19 protein-coding genes are annotated in these 20,693 nt (G+C 62.6%); 4 read left to right on the top strand and 15 right to left on the bottom strand.

All coding sequences use genetic code 11. The features are described from left to right. Positions 1-84: 84 nt before the first annotated feature. Entirely contained in the window at positions 85-3,654 is a 3,570-nt protein-coding gene (gene dnaE / locus G7Y31_RS07900; RefSeq protein WP_165010162.1) for a DNA polymerase III subunit alpha, read from the bottom strand. A gap of 68 nt (positions 3,655-3,722) precedes the next feature. Between dnaE and rarD the strand changes: the two genes are divergently transcribed. After that, a complete protein-coding gene (gene rarD / locus G7Y31_RS07905; protein ID WP_165010164.1) occupies positions 3,723-4,601 on the top strand; it encodes an EamA family transporter RarD in 879 nt (292 codons plus the stop codon). Positions 4,602-4,664: 63 nt separating this feature from the next. On the opposite strand, the gene G7Y31_RS07910 is transcribed toward rarD, so the two are convergent. The 4 genes from G7Y31_RS07910 to lspA all read right to left on the bottom strand — a co-directional run bounded on the left by G7Y31_RS07910 (position 4,665) and on the right by lspA (position 6,931). Then, on the bottom strand, positions 4,665-4,955 hold the full coding sequence (locus tag G7Y31_RS07910) for a permease (protein ID WP_165010166.1): 291 nt from the start codon (positions 4,953-4,955) through the stop codon (positions 4,665-4,667). Between the two features lie 62 nt (positions 4,956-5,017). Continuing rightward, a complete protein-coding gene (locus G7Y31_RS07915; RefSeq protein WP_165010167.1) occupies positions 5,018-5,614 on the bottom strand; it encodes a hypothetical protein in 597 nt (198 codons plus the stop codon). After that, entirely contained in the window at positions 5,611-6,489 is an 879-nt protein-coding gene (locus G7Y31_RS07920; RefSeq protein WP_196823653.1) for an RluA family pseudouridine synthase, read from the bottom strand. Before G7Y31_RS07920 ends, G7Y31_RS07915 begins: the two co-directional genes overlap by 4 nt. 28 nt (positions 6,490-6,517) lie before the next feature. Next, positions 6,518-6,931: a signal peptidase II gene (gene lspA / locus G7Y31_RS07925; protein WP_425321662.1), complete on the bottom strand. Its 414-nt coding sequence runs from the start codon at positions 6,929-6,931 to the stop codon at positions 6,518-6,520. 170 nt (positions 6,932-7,101) lie between these two features. Here lspA and G7Y31_RS07930 point away from each other — a divergent pair, with 170 nt between their 5' ends. Further along, a complete protein-coding gene (locus tag G7Y31_RS07930; RefSeq protein ID WP_235923112.1) occupies positions 7,102-8,130 on the top strand; it encodes a hypothetical protein in 1,029 nt (342 codons plus the stop codon). On the opposite strand, the gene G7Y31_RS07935 is transcribed toward G7Y31_RS07930, so the two are convergent. Further along, positions 8,123-8,713, bottom strand: coding sequence for a WKL family lipoprotein (locus G7Y31_RS07935; protein WP_165010173.1), 591 nt, complete (start codon positions 8,711-8,713; stop codon positions 8,123-8,125). The genes G7Y31_RS07930 and G7Y31_RS07935 overlap by 8 nt on opposite strands. A 174-nt stretch (positions 8,714-8,887) precedes the next feature. On the opposite strand from G7Y31_RS07935, the gene G7Y31_RS07940 reads away from it, so the two are divergent. Beyond that, entirely contained in the window at positions 8,888-9,790 is a 903-nt protein-coding gene (locus G7Y31_RS07940; protein WP_165010175.1) for an asparaginase, read from the top strand. A 16-nt stretch (positions 9,791-9,806) separates the two neighbouring features. Here the strand turns inward: G7Y31_RS07940 and G7Y31_RS07945 are convergent, their stop codons facing one another. Together G7Y31_RS07945 and G7Y31_RS07950 are read right to left on the bottom strand one after the other, a co-directional pair. Next, positions 9,807-11,231, bottom strand: coding sequence for a DNA polymerase IV (locus tag G7Y31_RS07945; protein WP_165010177.1), 1,425 nt, complete (start codon positions 11,229-11,231; stop codon positions 9,807-9,809). Between the two features lie 57 nt (positions 11,232-11,288). Then, positions 11,289-12,146 carry an EamA family transporter gene (locus G7Y31_RS07950; RefSeq protein WP_165010179.1) on the bottom strand — a complete coding sequence of 286 codons (858 nt, stop codon included), beginning with the start codon at positions 12,144-12,146 and terminating at the stop codon, positions 11,289-11,291. 62 nt (positions 12,147-12,208) lie between these two features. Here G7Y31_RS07950 and G7Y31_RS07955 point away from each other — a divergent pair, with 62 nt between their 5' ends. Further along, complete coding sequence (locus tag G7Y31_RS07955) at positions 12,209-12,859, top strand: GntR family transcriptional regulator (RefSeq protein ID WP_165010181.1); 651 nt, start codon at positions 12,209-12,211, stop codon at positions 12,857-12,859. On the opposite strand, the gene ileS is transcribed toward G7Y31_RS07955, so the two are convergent. The 7 genes from ileS to pgeF all read right to left on the bottom strand — a co-directional run bounded on the left by ileS (position 12,856) and on the right by pgeF (position 20,684). After that, positions 12,856-16,059, bottom strand: a complete 3,204-nt coding sequence (gene ileS, locus G7Y31_RS07960; protein ID WP_165010183.1) for an isoleucine--tRNA ligase — start codon at positions 16,057-16,059, stop codon at positions 12,856-12,858. The two genes, G7Y31_RS07955 and ileS, sit on opposite strands and share 4 nt — an antisense overlap. Before the next feature lie 313 nt (positions 16,060-16,372). After that, on the bottom strand, positions 16,373-16,546 hold the full coding sequence (locus G7Y31_RS07965; RefSeq protein ID WP_165010185.1) for a hypothetical protein: 174 nt from the start codon (positions 16,544-16,546) through the stop codon (positions 16,373-16,375). 140 nt (positions 16,547-16,686) lie between these two features. After that, positions 16,687-17,838 (bottom strand): DivIVA domain-containing protein, encoded by a 1,152-nt coding sequence (locus G7Y31_RS07970; protein ID WP_165010187.1) that lies wholly within the window; start codon positions 17,836-17,838, stop codon positions 16,687-16,689. A 261-nt stretch (positions 17,839-18,099) separates the two neighbouring features. Next, on the bottom strand, positions 18,100-18,390 hold the full coding sequence (locus G7Y31_RS07975; RefSeq protein ID WP_165010236.1) for a YggT family protein: 291 nt from the start codon (positions 18,388-18,390) through the stop codon (positions 18,100-18,102). A 164-nt stretch (positions 18,391-18,554) separates the two neighbouring features. Beyond that, entirely contained in the window at positions 18,555-19,055 is a 501-nt protein-coding gene (locus G7Y31_RS07980; protein WP_165010189.1) for a cell division protein SepF, read from the bottom strand. Between the two features lie 127 nt (positions 19,056-19,182). Beyond that, on the bottom strand, positions 19,183-19,905 hold the full coding sequence (locus G7Y31_RS07985) for a YggS family pyridoxal phosphate-dependent enzyme (RefSeq protein WP_165010191.1): 723 nt from the start codon (positions 19,903-19,905) through the stop codon (positions 19,183-19,185). Then, the gene (gene pgeF / locus G7Y31_RS07990; RefSeq protein ID WP_165010193.1) at positions 19,902-20,684 is read right to left on the bottom strand and encodes a peptidoglycan editing factor PgeF; all 783 of its coding nucleotides are present in this window, start codon (positions 20,682-20,684) and stop codon (positions 19,902-19,904) included. Before pgeF ends, G7Y31_RS07985 begins: the two co-directional genes overlap by 4 nt. Positions 20,685-20,693: the final 9 nt, after the last annotated feature.

Here is a 20,693-nt window from a genome sequence, read left to right on the forward strand (position 1 = left end):
CGGCGGCGGGTCAGAGGCGGGGGCATCGGCAAGCTCTGGGCTCGGGCCCAGCGAACCAGGCCGGGCCCGGGGGCGCAACCAGACCTAGCCCAGGATTCCTGGGCCCATGGTGGCCTTCAGATCCCCCATAAGGTTGCCGGAACGCTCCACCCGCAGATGCTCGCCCAGGACCATCAGCGTCGACTCCTGCCCTGCCTGCAGGGTGAGGTAGACGTCTGACTCGCCGTGATTGCGGGCCAAAACTCCCTTGAGCTTGGCAATGCTTTCTGGCGTGCACTGCTCCGTACGCATGAACAGACGCAGCGGCAGCCCGGCACCGCCGCCAGGGCCTAAATCAGGGACGCGAATATCGGAGCAAAACAGCGACATGCGCTCATCGCGGACCTTCACCGTTACCTTGGCAATGATGATGTTATCTTCCACAATCTGCGGCGCCACCAGGGAATAGACCTGGTTAAAAACCAGGAGGTCCACCTGGGCACCATTGTGGTCTTCCATAGTGACAATGGCCCAAGGCGAGCCGTCTTTCTTGGAATAGCGCCGGTCCACGCCGGAGATAATCCCACCAATTTCTAGCTCCTGGCCGTTGTGGACCTCGTTGGCCAAAATCTTTGGCAGCGGGGTGTTGGTCTGGGACTCCAAGGCCTCCTCGAAGCCGTCCAAGGGGTGGCCGGAGACATACAACCCCAGCATTTCACGCTCCAGGGCCAACTCATGCTTGCGCTCCCACGCCTGGTCCGGGACTTCGATGGCAAAGGCACTCGCCGCGCCACCCTCCTCAGCACCTAAGCCAGCAAAGAGGTCGAACTGGCCCTTATCCGCAGCCTTCTTGGTGGACTGTACGGAATCTACGGCATCTTCGTGAATGAGCATCAAGCCCTTGCGCGGGTGACCCAAATCATCAAAAGCCCCGGCCTTGATCAACGACTCCGTCACGCGCTTGCTGCAAGCCACCAGGTCAATCTTGTCCAGGTAATCAGAAAAGGACGCGAACTCTCCCTTGTCCTGGCGGGTCTTGACAATGGATTCCACCACTTCCGAACCCACGTTGCGGATGGCGCCCAAGCCGAAGCGAATGTCCTCACCAACGGCCTGGAAGTCCAGCTGGGACTCATTGACAGACGGCGGCAGCACCCGGATGCCCAGGTGGCGGCAGTCCGCCAGATAGATCGCAGACTTGTCCTTCTTATCGCCCACAGAGGTCAGCAAGGCGGCCATGTATTCCGGCGCATAGTAGGCCTTGAGGAAGGCAGTCCAGAAAGACACCAGGCCGTAGCCGGCAGCGTGGGACTTGTTAAATGCGTAGGACGCAAAGGGCTCAATGGTTCCCCACAACGCGTCCATGGCCGCCTTGGAATAGCCATTGGCCTGCATACCGGACCAGAATTTCTCATACTGCTGCGCCAGCACTTCCGGCTTCTTCTTACCCATGGCTTTGCGGAAGCCATCGGCCTCACCGGCGGTGTAGTTGGCCACCTTGCGCGAGATCTCCATGATCTGCTCCTGGTAGACAATCAGACCATACGTCTCCTCCAGGATCTCTTTGAGCGGCTCCTCAAGCTCAGGGTGGATAGGCACAATGGGCTTGCGGCCATTCTTGCGGTCCGCATAGTCCCAGTGGGCATTCACACCCATCGGCCCGGGGCGGTAGAGCGCCAGGGAGGCCACGATGTCCTTAAAGCCCGTGGGCTTCATGCGCTTGAGCAGCTCCTGCATACCACCGGAGTCCAGCTGGAACACGCCCAGGGTATCCCCGCGCGAGAGCAACTCATAGACCTTGGACACCTGCGGGTCATCGGCGTGCAATTCCTCTAGGTTGAGGTCCTCGCCCCGGTTGCGCTTGATATTGGCCAGGGCGTCGCCGATCACCGTCAGGTTGCGCAGGCCCAAAAAGTCCATCTTCAGCAAGCCAATGGCCTCGCAGGCCGGGTAGTCCCAGCCGGTGATGTAGGCGCCATCGGCAGGCCTCTTCCACATGGGGATGTGCTCCATCAACGGCACAGAGGCCATAATCACCGCGCACGCATGCACGCCAGCCTGGCGCACCACGCCCTCCAAACCACGGGCGGTCTCATAAATCCGCTTAACATCCGGGTCCGTCTCAATCAGTTGGCGCACCTCCGTGGCCTCCGAGTATCGCGGATGCTCCGGGTCGGTGATCCCGGACAGGGGAATGTCCTTAGCCATAATCGCCGGCGGCAAGGCGCCATTAATACGGTCTGCCATCTGGAAACCCGGCTGGCCATAGTTCACCTTCGCGGAGTCCTTAATGGCCTGCTTGGTCTTGACCGTACCGAAGGTGATCACCTGCGCTACTTTGTCTTCGCCCCAGCGCTGGGCGGCATAGGTAATCATCTCCCCGCGGCGGCGATCATCGAAGTCGATATCAATATCGGGCGCGGAGGGACGCTCCGGATTAAGGAAGCGCTCAAACAGCAGGCCATGCTCAATGGGATCAATGTTGGTGATGGTCAGCGCATAGGCCACCAGGGCACCAGCTGCCGAGCCACGACCCGGGCCCACCCAAATCCCAATCGAGCGGGCGTGCTTAATCAGCTCCGCCACAATCAGGAAGTAGGAGGGGTAGCCCTTCATATCAATAACGTCAATTTCATACTTGGCGCGGTCGATATACTCCTGCGGCACCTCCTTGCCCTGGAAGCGGTCCTGCAGCCCCTCCATCACCTGATGGGTCAGCCACGTGGTGGGCGTGTGCCCCTCCGGCACATCCGCAATGGGCATGCGGTCATGGGTATGTTCTTCCCATATCTCCCCGTAGTCTTGGACACGCTCGGCAATCCATAAGGTGTTATCGCAGCCATCTGGGACCATGTCATCCCACAGCTCGCGCATCTGCTGCGCGGACTTGATGTAGTAGCCGGTGCCATCGAACTTGAAACGGTCCTGGTCCATCAGCGTCTTGCCGGTCTGCACGCACAGCATGGCCTCATGCGCCTGCGCCTGGGACTCCAACACGTAGTGACAGTCATTAGTTACCAGCGGCGGCAAGTCCAGCTTCCGGCCAATCTCTAATAGTTCGCTGCGCACCCGGGTCTCAATATCTAGCCCATGGTCCATCAGCTCCAGGAAGTAATTGTCCTTGCCGTAGATGTCCTGCCACATGGCGGCAGCCTCTAGGGCCTCGTCGAATTGCCCCAGGCGCAAGCGAGTTTGGACGTCCCCGGACGGGCAGCCGGTGGTGGCAATAATGCCATCGGCGTGCTCTGCAATCAGCTCCGCATCCATGCGCGGGTACTTACCCAACTGGCCCTCATAGGAGGCCAGGGAGGACAGCTTAAACAGGTTCTTTAGGCCGGTGGCGTTTTCTGCCAGCATGGTTTGGTGCAGGTAGGAGCCACCGCCGGCGACGTCGTCCCGCTTTTGGTCCGGGTTGCCCCAGTGGATGCGCTTTTTGTTAAAGCGCGACTCCGGCGCCATGTAGGTCTCAATGCCGATAATTGGCTTGACCCCGGCCTTGACCATGCGGTTATAAAACGCGTTGGAGCCAAACATGTTGCCGTGGTCCGTCATTCCCACCGCCGGCATGCCCTGGCGCGTGACTTCTTCCGCCAAAAGGTCCACCTTGGCCATGCCGTCTAGCATGGAAAACTCGGTGTGATTATGCAGGTGAACAAAGGAAGAGTTTTTCGCCATGCGGCTATCTTATCCATTCCGTCAAACGGGCCCAGGCCTTCCCGCTTGAGGAGTACATTAAATACATTATGTTCTTTACCGTTGCTGCTTATGTGCTGTGGGGCCTGTTCCCGGCTTTCTTTCCGCTGCTCGATGCCGCCAGCCCCCTAGAAATCGTGGCCCACCGCGTGCTGTGGACCGCCGTGTTTGTCACCGGCTACCTGGTCTTTTCTGGTAGCTGGCGCGAGCTGGCCGCCCTGGATCGACGCTCCTGGGGTTGGCTGGCAGCAGCAGGGTTCTTTGTGACCATCAATTGGGGCACCTATGTGCTCACCGTTAACTCAGGCCATGTTGCCGATGCCTCTTTGGGCTACTACATCAACCCCTTGCTCTCCGTAGCCCTGGGAATGATCTTCCTCAAAGAGCGCCTGCGCCCCTGGCAGCTAGCCGCCGTGCTTATTGCCACTGCGGCCGTTGCCTACCTGACCTTCTTTACCGGCCAGGCGCCCTACTTGTCGCTAGCAATTGCGATGAGCTTTGGCATCTACGGGCTGCTGAAGAAGAAAATCTCCATTTCTGCGGCTGGCTCTGTGGCGGCAGAAACTCTGGTGATGCTCCCCTTCGCCTTGATCTATCTCACCTGGCTAGAACTGCGCGGAGAATCAACGTTCTACCACCTGGGTGCTAGCCACTCCCTGCTGCTGATTGCCTCTGGCATTGTCACCGCCACCCCCTTGTTGCTCTTTGCCCGGGGTGCGCGCGAGCTACCGCTGGCCACGGTGGGCATGTTGCAATACATCACGCCATGCATGTTGTTGCTGTGGTCCGTCTTCATTACCCACGAGCACTTCTCTACTCACCGCTGGATAGGCTTTGGCATCATCTTTGTTGCTGTGACCATCTACCTGGCTGACTTAGCGCGCGCCGGAGCTCGCCGACGCCGCGCCCAGCACCACGCAGGCCCGTAACGGCTCTACCACCCACGACACCCGCGCTCAGGCTTTTTTACTCAGGGCTTTTTGCGCAGGGCTTTAGTGTGGGCGCGAGCGCAGCTGTGCCCGGGCCTGCCGCGCCCGCTCGCGCGCCTGCTGCTCCTTTTCATGGTCCAGCGCCCAGCGCGGGGCCATAAACAACACCAGCGACGCATTAGCCACCACCACGGCAAAAAACACCACGTCCATTCCCATGCGTGCCTCGATCAGGCGCACCACCAGTCCCACCGCGCACAACACCAGGGCGATCCAGGAAGCAATGTAGCCGAACTTGTAGTTCGGCGCCCACTGGGACCACGGAACTTTCAAAGCCTTAGCTGCAGAACTCATGCGGCCCAGAATACAGATCGCGCTGACCCAGCGGTGGAGTCGGCCGAGCAGGCCCCACGGGATCAGCCGACCTGGGGGCGCACGGCGAAGTTGCCCCAGACGGCATCGGCAAGCCCAGGCTCCACCGCTGCCACCAAGGCATGCTTAGCCACCTGCTCCAACTGGGCGGGCGGGGCATAGACCACCACGGAGCTAATCCCCGGCGTTCCAGCACCGCCCATCGCCGCAGTCAGCCTCCCCAGTGCGGTGTCAAAGACCTCCGCGCGCTCGCGCCCGGCTACCGGCTCCGGCACGGGCACTGGGCCTGCGCCGCCCACCACCACAGCATTGACCCGCTGCAGCGGGCGCAGCGCTGCACTAGCCTGCTGCGCGTCTAGCGGATGGGCAAAAGTAACCAAGGCAAATCGCGACTGCGGATCACGCTGCTCTGTGCTGTCACGGGGTCCCGTGCTGTCTTGGCGCAACTGCTCCAACTGCCCGGCAGCAAAGTCCACATACTCTGCCCGGGTGCGCCCATCCGGGCCCAGCACATCGCCCTGGACGGGCACCGTAGGCACCGGGCCCAGCCAACCCGCAATGGCCAACACCACCACGCCCGCTCCCACCAGCGCCACCCCCCGCCGGACGCGGTATTTCAACTCCGGCCGCGGGAAACTCATCCGCGCAACACGCCCAACGCATGCTCCAAATCCTGCGGATAAGGCGCCGTTATCTCAAATGGCTTTCCCGTCCCGGGGTGGATAAACCCCAGGTTCACCGCGTGGAGCCACTGACGGTTAAGCCCCAGCCGCTTGGCCAGTTTAGGGTCACACCCATACATCGGATCCCCCACGCACGGGTGCCCCGTGGCCGACATATGCACCCGAATCTGGTGTGTACGCCCGGTTTCTAGGTGGACTTCAAGCAAACTGGCCTCGCGGAACGCCTCCAGCAAGGTGTAATGGGTAACGGCGTGCTTACCGCCATCAACCACGGCGAACTTCCACCCAGAAGAAGGGTGGCGCCCAATAGGGGCATCAATGGTGCCCACAATCGGATCCGGTAACCCCTGGACCACCGCGTGATAGGTCTTGGACACGCGCCGCTCTTTAAAAGCGTGCTTGAGCTGGGAGTAGGCGCGCTCGCTGGCAGCAACCACCATGACCCCGGAGGTGCCCACGTCCAAACGGTGCACAATGCCTTTGCGTTCGGTAGGCCCGGCATCGGCAAGCTGATAGCCCGCCGCGCGCAGACCCCCAATAACGGTGGCCCCCTCCCACCCTAAGGTGGGGTGGGCCGCCACGCCCACGGGCTTGTGCACGCAGATGATGTCCTCATCAGCGTGCAGGACATCCATGCCCTCTACCAATTCTTCCTTGGGAACCAGGGGCTCTTCCGGCGCAGGCATGACCACATCGATCCACCCACCTGCGCTAAGCCGCTCCGCCTTTCCCACCGCAACACCGTCGACCTCCACATCGCCGTCGTCGCAGGCCCTGGCGGCCTTGGCGCGGGAGATGCCCAGTAGCTTGGCCAAGGCGGCATCGGCCCGCATGCCTTCCAAACCCTCTGGAACCGGCAGCCTACGACTCTCCCTGACCACGCCCCCTCCTTTCTTCCAGGAACATGAAGACGATAAAGACCACCACTCCGCAGGTAATGGCGGCATCCGCCACGTTAAACACGGCAAAGCTGCCCACGGAAATGAAATCCACCACGTGACCGAACCAAAAGCCCGGCTCCCGGAACAACCTATCAATCAGATTGCCCAGGGCCCCACCGGCAATGAGCGCCAGGCCCACCACCTGCCCGCGATCACGCAGGTGCGGCACCGCCACCGCAGCGCCCAGCACAAAGAGCAACTGGATGGTGGTAAACAACCACGTGGAGGACTCCCCACCCATCGAAAACGCCGCGCCAGGGTTAAAAAGCAAATAGAAGCGGAACCAATCCCCCAGGACTGGCAGGGGCACCCCGGGCTCCAGGATGGACAACATCAGCGCCTTTGTGGCCTGGTCTATCACGGCCACCGCGCCCCCTACCGCCGCCAGGGCCCCCAGATTGCGCCGGGAGGTTGCCCCGGCAGGACTGCCGGACGCGGGTTTCGACTTAGGCTTGTGACTCACTCGTTCCATTGTAGAGAGTGCCCTCCGGTATTTTGGTATGCGTGAAACGTGTTGCTTCTCCCCGCGCCGCCCTAGCTCCCCTGGCCGCCGTCGCTCTTTTGGGCGCAGGCTCCTTGGCTGCGTGTTCTTACTCCCCTCCCGGTCCGCCGGTGGAGCAGGCTGTGGCCATCGGGGTCGATGCCCCCAGGGTCACCCTCCTTAACCCCGGCACCGGCGCCAAGCGAGTGTTGAATTATCAGGACATTGGCACTGAGCATTCTGCCACCGTGGAGGTCAGCGAGGGCTTTGCCCAGGACATTGTGGCCCAGGAGAAAGTGGCAGGCTTTACAGCCTCCCCGGAAACGTTTAACACCACGCTACCCCTGGAATTCAGTGTGGATGAGGCCTCGGAGCCAGCCGAAGGCCAGGCCCCGGCCACTAGAAACGTCTTCTTGACTGTGGGCGAGCCCGGTTTTAGCGGCCCGGAGGACCTCAGCTCTGCCGCTGGGTTTCAATTTGGCTGGCGCGCAGCCGATAGCGGACAGGTAAGCTCCGTGCGCCTGGCGGCCCCGCAGGCCGCCGGTGATAAAGCACGTGCCCTGACCGAGCAGGCAATCATGGCTGTGCTGGCTGCCCCGGTGGTCTTTCCCGCCGAGGAGGTCGGTGCCGGTGCCCAGTGGACCGTCGAGTCCCGCGTGGCGGGGCAAAGCACCATGCTGCGCACCACTACCTACACCATCACCTCTCTGGATGACTCCGGGGTGGACCTGGCGGTGCGCATTGAAGAAAGGCCCTCCCTGGGCGCGTTGTCCCTAGAAGGCCTGGGTCCTGTGGGCGTCGGTCCTGACGCGTCTGGCGCCGAAGGCTCTGGCTCTGCAGGTTCTGCCCAGTCTGCCGACGCCCCCTCTGGCACCCTGAATGTCCTCGAGTCCACCACCCGTAGCACCGGCAGCCTACGGGTGAGCTTCACCTCTCCCCTGCCTACCGGCCAGGTGGAGACAACCACCCGGGTGGTCTACGGCCAGGAGGACACTCAAGCCAGGGTGTTGCAGACCACGCAGCTGGCCTTAGATTTTGCGGACGCTAGTTAGCGGGGGCATCGGCAGGTGCATCTTCTGCCGAGTCCCCGCCGGGAGCCTGGGCGGCAGTGGGCTGCGCGTTACACATGGCCGGGATCTCCTCCGGGCTCACGGTGTTGGAGATCAGGGTGCACGCCCAGGATTGCGACAGCTTCCACTGGCCGTCTTCGTAGACAAACTCCACATTCTCTGCGATCTGCGGCTCGGGGCGCTCCGGCAGGCTAAACTGCACCGTCGTTAGCAAAGAGTCCGGGGTAAAGCCCGGCACCACCGGGTCCACGACCTCGAAAGTAGCGCCAGATTCCGCCTTGGACGCAGCCATGGTGTCAAAGAGCTCCGGGGCAATCTCCCCACCCTGGACGGTCTGCGTCTTTTCTTCCAGCGACGCCTCAGGGTCAGTGGCCTTAGCCAGGATCGCGTTGAGCTCAGCCGCCGTGGGCAAGGACTCCGGGGCGGTGGTGTCCCCGCCTGCCTGGGCAGAAGTAGGCGCGCTGGAGGTCGCGGACTCAGTCTTACCGTCCCCGCCAGAACACGCGGTCAGGGTCGTGGCAGCGGTCAGAGCCATCGCGGCCAGTGCCATCTTCGGGAAGTTCACTAATTCTCCTTATAGTCAGGTGTGACGGTGGTCAATATACTGTTTAGCTTCAGCCCCCGCGCATACCTTCCCGAGCCTACCGGGGACAAAATTCCAACCTCAAGTTTGAAACAGGGTTGTCAGGCAATTCACACACTTCCCCCAGTCCAGACACTGGCGCTACCCTAGGACACCATGACTACTTCCGCTCCTGCACCCACGGTCCTCATTAGCACCGGCGGGACCATCGCGTGTACCCAGGACGCCTCTGGGGCGTTGGTGCCCACGCTCACTGCAGCTGATCTGGCGGCCTACCTCCCGCAGGCCGATATTCGCGCCATCGATTATCGCCGCCTGGACTCCAGCGCCATCACCTTTGCGGATATCGATGGGCTTATCGCCCTGGTGGCGCAGGAGGCAGCTGCTGGCCCGGCGCGCATCATCATCACCCACGGCACGGATTCGCTAGAGGAGACTGCCTTGGCCTTGGCACTCTTCCACACCGGTGAGGTCCCGGTCATTCTCACCGGCGCACAGCGCAGCGCGGATGCCGCCGCCCCCGATGGCCCTGGCAACCTCGCTGATTGCCTGGACATCACCACCCCGGGGGTGTGGATTCGCTTTGGTGGGCGCACGGTGCCTGCCTGGGGTGCGCGCAAGCTGCACACCAGCGCCTTGGATGCTTTTGCCGCTGCCGATACCCCCGCACCCACCGCCGTGGTGCCCCTGCCGGTGGCTGCCTTAGCCTCCACTAAGGTTGCGGTCATTTCCGCCTACCCGGGCGCAACGCGAGAGCTTGTCGATGCCGCCTGCGCCGCCGGCTACCAGGGCCTGGTCATCGAGGCCTTGGGCTCTGGAAACATGGGCCCCGACATGGGAGCCGGGGTTGCGGCCGCCTTGGAGCAGGGGGTACGCGTGATTATTACCACCCGCGTGCCCGAGGGGGAGGTCTCCTTGGTCTATGGTGGCCAAGGCGGTGGCGCCACGCTTGCCGATGCCGGGGCCCTGGGCTCCGGCACCCTGCGCGCTGGCCAGTGCCGGGTGCTCCTGGCAGCAGCGCTGGCCACGGGCACTGATCCGGCGGCGTTATTGGGCTAGCGCTGGGACTGGTGGGCTAGCGCTGTGGCGGGATAAATTCGCTAGCTATCCAATCTGGCCAGTCCAAACTATCGAGGGGATCCCCGTGGCGCAGGTCGGGGTCATCGACTGCAAAGGAGCGCGTGGGCCCAGGGCCAGTGCTACGGGTCTCAAAACGCACGCTGACTACCCCGTGCCCGGTGCCCTGCACCCAGCCGTGGCCAAACTCGCTATGCACAATGTCTTGGGTGGGTTCCCACACTCGCTGCCCACTTACCGGTTCAACGCCCTGCCCGGTGTTGGCTGCTCCAGCGCCAGATCGGGTTCCTGGCACGGCGGCCACGCCGGGCTCGTACTCCCAGGAATCTGCCGTACGGTCCGGGGTGCGCACCACGGCGTCGAGTTCCGGAAACAGCACGTCCTGCTGCGCCGTCTCCAGCCCGGAGTAGCTCACCCCCACCAGGCGGATGGGCCCGAGTTCATCCGGGTAGCGGGCGAGGTTAAGGGCAGTGGCCAGGAGGGTATCGAGGGAATCGGTAGCATAGGCCAAGGTCTGCGAGCGGGACTCTATGTGGAAATCTGCCATGCGCAGCTTCAGGGTCACGGTGCGCGCCCCGCGGCCATCGCGCAACAGGCGGCGGTGGGCGCCCCGGGCGGCGCGGTCAATGGCGGCATCGACAGACTCCCGCGTGTGCAGATCCTGAGCATAGGTGTGCTCCTGGGAGATCTGCTTGGCCACCGCGCGCGGGGCCACCGGGCGTTCATCAATCCCCTGGGCCATGTGCCACAGCGCCACCCCCACCGTCGAGCCCAAAGTGATCTCGACTTCCTTGCGGGACATAGCTGCCAGATCCCCAATGCTGTCTATGCCCACCGCGCGCAGCTTTGCCGCCGTCACTGGGCCCACACCCCAAAGCTTATCCACCGGCAAGGGGTGCAGGATCTCCAGCTGGGTGGCGGCAGGAATGATGCACATGCCATCCGGCTTCGCCAGCCCGGAACCGATTTTGGCAAATTGCTTGCCCGAACCCGCACCAATGGACGCCGCCAAGCCCGTGTGCTGGCGGATGTCTGCGCGCAGCTGGGCGCACCACTGCTCCACTGCCGCGGGCTGCGCCCCATAGAGCTCTGGCGGTTCAAGGAAGGCCTCATCGATGCTAACCTTTTCGACGACATCCACAGCCTGCTCCAGGATTCCGAACACGCGCTGGGAGGCAGCGACGTACACCGTAGAGCGCGGGCGCACCACCACCCCGCGCATCCCCACCAACTGCTGGGCGCGAAACATGGGCATAGCAGAACGCGCACCGCGCTCCCGGGCTTCATAGGAAGCGCCCGCCACCACCCCGCGCCCGCTCATTCCACCCACCAAGACCGGGCGCCCGCGCAGGGTAGGCCGTGTCAGCTGCTCCACAGAAGCAAAGAAAGCATCCATGTCTATGTGTAGGACCCAGCGTTGCATGCCTACCATCCTAAATCCTCCGCCGCCCTCACTCTTGCGCAGCAGCGCGTGCAGCGTCTAGGGCTTGCGCAGTGCTAGCGCCGCGATAACCAACACGATGCCCACGACTTCACCCCCGCTAAGCCACTGGCGCAGCGCCACCGCTCCCACTAAGGCCGCCACCAAGGGCAAAACAGCCTGGACCACCGCGAAATAGCTAGGTCCGGCCATACGCAGCACCACCTGGTCCAGCGAATAGGGAATGGCCGCAGACAACAGCCCCAAGGCCACAGCGAGGGCAATGAGGTGGCCCGGGCCCATTCCCACCTCCTGCGGCCAGGCGAAGGCCACACATGGCAGCCCGGCAAGGCCCGCGTAGATAAATCCCACAGCCATGGTGGTGCGCGGGCTGGCGCCATCTTGTGCAATAGCTACCCGGGAACCTGCCATAATGTAGACCGCCCACAAGCCACCGGCAAGCAGAGCCCAGCCAATGCCATCGCTGCTATCGTGCCAGGTGGCCCCGGAAATTACCACCACGCCCGCGGCCGCCAACGCCAAGGCCAACCAGTCACGCAGATAACGCGAACCCCACGCCGCCACCAGCACCGGGCCCAAGAACTCTACCGCGACGGCAGTGCCCAAAGCCACGCTGTTGATCGCCTGGTAGAAGGCCATATTCATGCCCATCGTGGCCAGCCCATACACAGCAGCCTGAGCCCCCGCCCGCCCGCGGAAATGCCGGAGGCGCGGCCGGGCGATTAGCGCCAACAACACCCCGGCTGCGGACACCCGGAACCAGGCCACCACCAGCGGCGGAAACTGCTCAAACAAGCCCACCGCCACCGCCGCGCCCGCATAGAGCGACAGCCCAGAAAAGACCATGACGCCGGGGGCGCGCCATTGGGTAGCAAGGTGGGACAAGGAAGCTGGCATAAAAGAAACCTTAGCCCACGGCCGGTTTGCGACCATGCGCCACGGCCGCCACAATCTATTGCATGCCCGCGAAAACCCCCGCCGCCACCCGCGCTTATGACTTGGTCAAACTGCGGATCCTCCACGGCGTTTATGCCGATACCACGTTGCTCTCCGAAGGCGACGTGGCCACAGAGCTGGGGCTCAGCCGCACCCCGGTGCGCGAAGCCTTTCTCCGCTTAGAGGTCGAGGGATTCCTCAAACTCTACCCCAAACGCGGAGCCCTGGTGGTGCCCATTCCCCCGGAGGGCATACGGGAAGTCTATGAGGCCCGCGAGCTCATCGAATCCCACAGCGCCCGGCACATCTGCGCCCAGGACCAGGACTTTCGCGGGCAGGTCTGCGGGGAGCTCGAAGAACTCATCGGCGCGCAACTAGCCTGCCTGCGTGACGGCGACCTGCAAGAATACACCCGCTTGGATGCGGCGTTCCACCAGGTCATCATGGACCACGGAGGCAACAGTGTACTGGCCGCTGTGGGGCAGTCCTTAAGGGAGAAACAACAACGGTGCACCTCCACGGCCATCGGCCGAAATCTGGATACGGCCTACCATTTTGTAGAGGGGCACCGTCGTATAGTCCTCACGCTACGGGCCGGCGATACCGCCGCCTACGCCCGCGAAATCCACCAACACCTGGCAGATTCGCAGGCCCAGCTTTCAGCCCAGCGCTAGGCCTTCTCCCCGACCTTCTCCACGGTGGCAGTGACATCCTTGAGCACTGCATGCGTGGGGCCAGAGAGGGCATCGGCAGTGACGCGGAAGTCTGTGGCCAGGACCTCCGCAGCGATGTGGCTGGCGTGGCGCTGCGCCCACTCCTGGCGCGCTTGCGGCACGGACAGCTCGACACGGATGCGATCGGAAACCTCGAAACCAGATGCCTTACGGGCATCTTGCAGACCGCGGATCACATCCGCAGCCCAGCCTTCGGCCTCCAGCTCCTCGGTGACCTGGGTATCCAACACCACCAGGCCCGCCACCGTATTGCCCAAGTCCACCCGGGCAGTCGAGGCAGGATTGGCCGCCTGCAGACGCTCCGTGTACTCCTCAGGGCTAAGCGTGATGTCGCCATCGACTACCACCTGATCGCCGCGTCGCTGGTAATTGCCTGCCTTGAGGTTCTTAATCGCGCGCTGCACATCCTTGCCCAGACGCGGCCCGGCCACCTTAGCGTTGCACACCACCTCGAAGGTACCCACCGAATCCACATCATCGGTCAACAGCACCTCCTTGACGTTGACCTCATCGCGGATGATATCTGCAAACTCCGCCAGGCGCTGCGAGTCAGCCAAGGCCACAGTCAGCTTGGGCAGCGGCAGGCGGTTACGCAGCTTATTGGCCTTGCGTACTGACGATGCCGCCGAGGCCACCGCGCGGGTGGCATCCATGGCCTCCACCAGGGCGGCATCGGCAGGATAGTCTGCCGCCTGCGGGAAGCGAGCCAGGTGAACGGAACGCTTACCGGTCAGGCCCCGGTAGATAACCTCCGCCACGTGCGGCAGCAGCGGAGCCACCACGCGGGCAACGGTCTCCAGCACCGTGTAGAGCGTGTTGAAGGCCTCCGGGTGCGCATCCTCGCCCGCCCAGAAACGCTCGCGAGAACGGCGCACATACCAGTTAGTCAGGGCGTCTGCGAACAGGCGCACCTCCTCCGTGGCCGTGGCAATATCCGTATCTGCCAGCGCGGCATCCACCGCCGCCACCAAGTCATGGGTCTTAGCCAAGATATAGCGATCCAGCACATTAGTAGAGCTGACATCAAAGGAGGCCTCGCGCCCAGCGTAGAGCTGCAAGAAGGTGTAGGCATTCCAGATAGGCAAGATGGCCTGACGCACGCCCTCGCGGATCCCCTGCTCGGTGACAATGAGGTTGCCACCGCGCAGGATCGGCGAAGACATCAAGAACCAGCGCATGGCATCAGAGCCATCGCGATCAAAGACCTCATTGACGTTGGGGTAATTGCCCTTGGACTTCGACATCTTCTGGCCATCATTGCCCAGCACGATGCCGTGGGCGACCACCTTCTTGTACGCCGGGCGGTCAAAAAGCGCCGTAGAGAGCACGTGCATGACGTAGAACCAGCCGCGGGTCTGGCCGGAATACTCCACAATGAAGTCCGACGGCGAGTGGGTCTCAAACCACTCCTTGTTCTCAAAGGGGTAGTGCTTCTGTGCAAAAGGCATAGAGCCGGACTCGAACCAGCAGTCCAACACGTCTGGCACGCGCACCATCTTCGACTTGCCCGTCGGATCATCGGGGTTCGGGCGGGTGAGCTCGTCGATGTACGGGCGGTGCAAGCTGGTGGGCCGCACGCCGAAGTCGCGCTCGAGTTCATCCAGGGACCCGTAGACGTCCACACGGGGGTACTCCGGGTTATCGGACACCCAAGCCGGGATGGGCGCACCCCAATAGCGGGTGCGGGAGATGTTCCAGTCGCGCGCGCCTTCAAGCCACTTGCCAAATTGGCCATCGCGGATATGCGCCGGCAACCACTCGATCTCCTCACGGTTAAGCTGGACCATCCGGTCGCGGAAAGCAGAGACCTTGACAAACCACGCCGGCAGCGCCATGTAGATCAGCGGCTCGCCGGAGCGCCAGGAGTGCGGGTAAGAGTGCTCGATGGTCACGTGGCGCACCACGCGGCCGGCCTCCTTGAGGTCTTTGATGATGTTCTTGTTGGCATCAAAGACCAGCTGCCCCTGGTATGGCGGAACCTGCGCGGTGAACTCGCCGTTTTCATCGACCGGGATAACCAGCTCAATGTCATAGGCATTGCAGGAGTTCATATCGTCTTCACCAAAGGCCGGGGCCTGGTGGACCACACCGGTACCGTCTTCCGTGGTGACATAGTCCGCCTCAATGACCTGGAAGCCATTGCGCAGCTGCGGGAAGAAGTCAAAGATTGGCTGGTAGCTAAAGCCGGCTAGCTGGGAGCCGGTGAAGGTTTGGAGTACTTCGACCTCCCCTAACTCCTTGGCTAACGTGCCCACCAGGGCCTGGGCCATGATGAACGTGCGCCCCTCAAAGTCGCCCGCGGTGGCGCGGATGAGCGCATAGTCCACCTCTGGGTGCACGGCTAGCGCAGAGTTAGACGGCAGGGTCCAGGGCGTGGTGGTCCAGGCCAGGAAAGCCGCCTGGGCCAGCTCCGGGTGCTGGGCCAGCGTGGATTCTGCGTTGGTGCCTGGCAGGGCGCCAGTGACCGGGAAGGTCACTGTCAGGGTCGGATCCTGGCGCATCTTATACGAGTCATCCAGGCGGGTTTCCTGATTGGACAGCGACGTGTGCTCCGCCCAGGAGTAAGGCAACACCCGGAAACCTTGGTAGATAAGACCCTTGTCATAGAGTTCCTTGAAGGCCCACATGACAGACTCCATGAAGTTGATGTCCATCGTCTTGTAGCCGTTGTCAAAGTCCACCCAGCGGGCCTGGCGGTTAACGTAGGCCTCCCACTCGTGGGCGTACTCCATCACCGACTTTGCGCAATAATCATTGAACTTCTCTAGGCCCATCTCCTCGATCTGGCCCTTGTCCGTGATTCCCAGCTGCTTTTCTGCCTCCAGCTCCGCTGGCAAGCCGTGGGTGTCCCAACCGAATACGCGCGGCACATAGTTGCCCGCCATCGTGCGATAGCGCGGAACAATGTCCTTGACATAGCCCGTCAACAAGTGGCCATAGTGCGGCAGACCATTAGCAAAAGGCGGGCCATCATAAAAAATGTACTCCGGGCACTGCCGAGTCTGTTCCAAAGACGCCTGGAAAGTGTCATCATCCTTCCAGTACTGCTGGACCACCTGCTCCATATCCGGGAACCGACTGGAGCCTCCCGTCATATCTACCTTGGGATAGACGCTTCCCACCTGTGGGGTTTCGCTCATGCGCGTGCCTTCTTCCTTCACTAAGCGTTCATCTGTTGCAGGGACGCGCCTACCTGGCTCGCGGTACCACCCTGCTTGGGCCACTGCGGCCCCGCTTCATTGAGTGAAGGAGATATCGGTCCCACCCGTTTGGTTCTACTGACCGCTACCGCAGCGTTCTTCCAAAATGCTCCCCGGTGATGGCCGGATCACTGCATACCCGGCCAGTATAATACGCCCGCCTCCCCAAAGGAAAGCCCCCGCTAGACCACCAGCTCCTGCGCCGTGCCATGCCGTGCCGTGCCTTGCCGCTGCCCCCGGCCTAACGCGTCAGCTACCGTCGCGGTTTATCGCGCCGGTGTTTCGCCAACCAATCAGCGCCAAAGAGCACCAGACCCACCCCCGCCGCCACGAAGACCAGCCAGCTGGCCCATGTCGCGCCAGTGGCCACGAAAGCCACCAACGCCACGAAGGCAACCAGGGCGCACAATAGCGCAGCAATCAACATCGGGCTTCCTTTCACATTCTCACGATTGTGGAGTAACACAGCGGAGTAACACAGAGGAGTAACACAGCACAGCGCCCCGCGTGCGGTGTTCACGCGGGGCGCCACGGTGGAAACTTCTTCCCAGTTAGTTACGGTGCAGGCTAGCTATTTGCCTTAGTCGCGTCGCTATTTGGGGCAGCGGAGCCACGGGACTCCAGCTCCTCCAGCTGAGACTCCAGCAGGGTCTTCAAGCGGGTGCGGTACTCGCGCTCGAAGGTGCGCAGTTCTGCAATCCGGGTCTCCAGCGCGGCCTGCTGCTGCTTCACGGTGTTCATCACCTCGGTGTGCTTCTTTTCCGCATCGGCCTGCAGCGCGGCAGCCTTCTCCTCTGCCTGGCGAACCTGTGCCTCCGCACGAGACTTGGCATCAGACTCAGTCTGCTGTGCCTTCGACTCCGCGTCGGCCACCAGCTTCTGGGAGCGCGACTGGGCCTCAGCCAGCTGTGCGTCGGCCTCCTTCTGGGCCTGTGCCAACTGAGTCTTAGACCGCGAGTCGGCATCCGCGAGCTGCTTCTCAGCTGCCGTACGGGCCTCCGCCAGCATGGAGGCGGACTCGTCCTTGGCCTCGCTGGTCAAGCGGTCTGCCATCTCCTGAGCCAGGCCCAGCACCTTAGCGGCCTGCATGTGCGTATCTGCGGTGGCCATTCCTTGCGCGTCCCCCACCGGGGCAGCGGCAGCGGTCTTGGGCGCAGCAGCTGCGGCCTTCTTCAGGGCCTCGTTGTCCTTCTTGGCGGCGTCGAGCTCCTTCTTTACAGCCTCCAGCTCAGCCTTGGCACGGGAAGCATCCTCCTGCGCGGCCTTGAGCTCAGCACCCGCGGCGGGTGCGGCGGCAGGTGCCTTGGCGGCCTCGGCAGCACGGGCCTGGGCCTGCTTGGCGGCCTCCTGAGCCTGTGCGGCAGCGTCCTTGGCCTTAGCGGCCTCCGCCTTAGCGCCAGCGGCCTCCTGGTTCGCGGCGTTGAGCTTGGAGTCGTACTCCGCACGCAACTTGGACTCAATGTCCTTGCGCAGCGCCGCCTCATCTACAGAGTCGGTGGCTTTGCCAGCCGGGCTAACCGAGGAACCAGAGCCAGACTTGGCCTCCGCACGCAGCTGTTCTACCTGGGCGTTGAGGTCATCGTTTTCGTCCTGCAGCTGGGCAAGAGCGTCTTCAACCAGGTCAAGGAAAGTATCTACCTCATCCTCGTTGTAGCCGCGCTTACCAATCGGCGGCTTGCTGAAAGCGACGTTATGTACATCAGCGGGTGTCAGCGGCATTGACTTGTCTTCCCCTTCGAGTCGGTGCACCCAGGTCACAGCCCAGGACATTACGTTAGTGGCCTGCGCAGAAGGTCCCTTCCGCGCGGTTCCGGGTCTAAGGTCTAACTATTAAATTACCACCGTGCAGGTTGAGTAATTAGTACGGCTGGTCTCATTGTAGCCAAAATTCTCGGATAATGAACATTTACTTGAGGTTCATTGCCCGCGCATTGGCTCCACAGGAGGTCGCGTCGCACCAGCGCAACGCCCCCACAACGGTCAGATAAAAATGACCCCTACCAGCGCGGCCAACAGGTTGAGCAGCACAAAGAGCACCAGCACGGACACGTCCAGCGCCACCCCTCCTAGCTGCAGCGGCGGAATCGCGCGTCGCAGAAGGTGAATGGGTGGGTCAGTCACTTTGAAGATGGGCTCCGCAATCATGCTGAACCACCGCGGCGGGCTGAAACTGCGCGAAAATGAAGCAATCATCTCCACAACAACGCGGATAATGACCAACAACGTGTACAACTGGATTAATACATAAAGCGCTATGCCAATGTCATTCACGCCCATCGAGCCTATCCTAAAATTCCCTTTCCCGCCCAAGCCTGTGTTTGCGCCAGGCCCCAAGCACTGCTTGCCGATGCCCCCTCCCCGCCCCGTTGCTCCCCTGCAGGCGGGGCAGACGGGTGGCCGGAAGGGGCATCGGCAAGCTCACAGCAAGAAGGGCTCTAGCGCAGGTGGGCCATGCGCTGCAGCTCAGGGTCATCAATATCCACACCGGCGGGCAGCAGCGCAAAAACCTTGCGGGAGGTGTCCATCTCGCGCGTCAAATTACGCATCTTGGACCCGTCCACCGCGTAGGCCAAGCCAGCGGTGAAGTCCACAAGTCGCTTGGCGTGTCCGGGCTCTGCATCCGTAACCTCGAGGATCACCACATCGCCATCACGGAAAGAGTCGCCGATTTTCGGAGCCTCACGGTAATCACGCAGGGACAGCGGCACAATGGTGGGCTCATACGCTGGGCGGGCAGACTCGTAGCTCGGCGCGGGGGCGGTACGCGGCGCATAGGCGGCAGAGCCCTTGGACTCGTAGCGGGTTGCGTACTTCGCGTCACGGTCGGCGTCGTGGCCAGAGTCGTAGCGGGACTCTTGTGCGTAGTAGGCGTCCTCAGAATCCATGTCCATCGGCGCCAGGCCGAAGAACTCCTTGGTGCGGTCGATAAAGGACATGCGTCGTCTCCCTCTGTTCCCCACAATGGGATGTGTTTTCTCGGTGATATCTTGCACCCGCAACTCAAGCCTAAAGTCTTCATTGAGACTTCAGATCTATGCGTTGAGGTGCGCATTTGCGTTGTTCCTAAAGTATCGGCCGCGGTCCCATGATGCCGGTTCCGACACGCACAATATCCGTGCCAGATTCAATCGCAGCGCGCAGATCCGCGCTCATGCCTGCGGAGAGTTTCAACTCCCGTCCCAACCGCCCCGCCCACTCGTCGGTCAGGGCACGCGCTGCGCCAAAAACCGCCGCCGGGTCGGCATCGATCGGCGGTACCACCATGAAGCCCGCCAGGCGCAAATGTACGGAATCTTCAACCGCTTCCACCAGCTCGGCCACGGCCTGCGGCTGAGCCATGGGCACCCCGCCGCGGGCGGCATCACCATCTGCAGACAGTTGGATAAAGACGGGCAGGATAGCGGGGGCATCGCCAGACTCCCGCCGCTCCCCGCGCTCGACGGCCAAGGCAACACCACGGTCGAGGGCGCGGGCCAGCTTGAGCGAATCCACCGAATGCACGCTGGCCGCCCACCGCGCCACATGGTTAGCCTTCTTAGTCTGCACCTGGCCAATCATGTGAAAGCGCAGTTGCGGCAGCTCCTCGGCCTTGGCGCGAGCCTCCTGTTCCCGGTTTTCGGCGACATCCGTCACTCCCAACTCCGCGAGCAAGGCCACGTCCGCCGCCGGGTGAAACTTAGTCACCGGCAAAATCTCCGGCGCAGGCCTGCCAGCAGCCGCGGCCAACTGGGCCACCTGCTCGCGCGTTGTCTGCAGGCGGTGGGCTAGTTCATCCTTACGACTCATGACTGTTGCTCCTTGAGGGTTGCAGGGCTGTTTGCTGCGGGATTGAGCCACACCACCCCGGCCTGGCGGCCCGTGGTGCCCTCGCGGCGATAGGAAAAGAAGTCCTTGTCTTCGATAGTGCAGCGCGGGTCCGCCTCAATAGCGGTCACCCCCAGGCTCAGCAGCTGTCTGACGATCCCCGCCCGCAAGTCCAGGCCCACTGTCCCCTTCGCCGTGGTGGTGCGACTGCCCGGTAACTTGGCTTCCACATCGGCCGCCATCTCAGCCGGCACCTCATAGTTTCTTCCCGATGCCGCCGGGCCCAACACCGCCGTTATGGCACCGGGGCGTGCCCCCAGGCGCTCCATCTGGGCCACCGTTGCCGCCACGATGCCGTTACGCGCCCCCAGACGGCCCGCGTGTACGGCCGCGGCCACTCCTGCGCGATGGTCCGCCAGCAATACCGGGACGCAATCAGCCACCAGGACGGCCAGGGCGACGCCAGGGCGCGTGGTTACCAGGGCATCGGTAGCCTCAATGCGGGTGCTTGAGCCGTCAACGACGGTGACGGTATTGGTGTGGAGCTGCTCCATATACACCACCGTCTCCACACCGAGTATCCGCTGCAGGCGCTGGCGATTGGCCGCAACCGCAGCTGGGTCATCGCCCACGTGATCCCCCAGGTTGAAGGAGTCGTAGGGGGACGCCGAAGCCCCGCCGGCACGGGTGGTAAACACCATGCGGACGGGGCGGTGGCGCACATCAGGTGCGCCGGATTGTGCTTCCTCGTTTATTGGCATGCACTCCAG

This window comes from Corynebacterium lizhenjunii, from assembly GCF_011038655.2.
Classification (GTDB): Bacteria; Actinomycetota; Actinomycetes; order Mycobacteriales; family Mycobacteriaceae; genus Corynebacterium; species Corynebacterium lizhenjunii.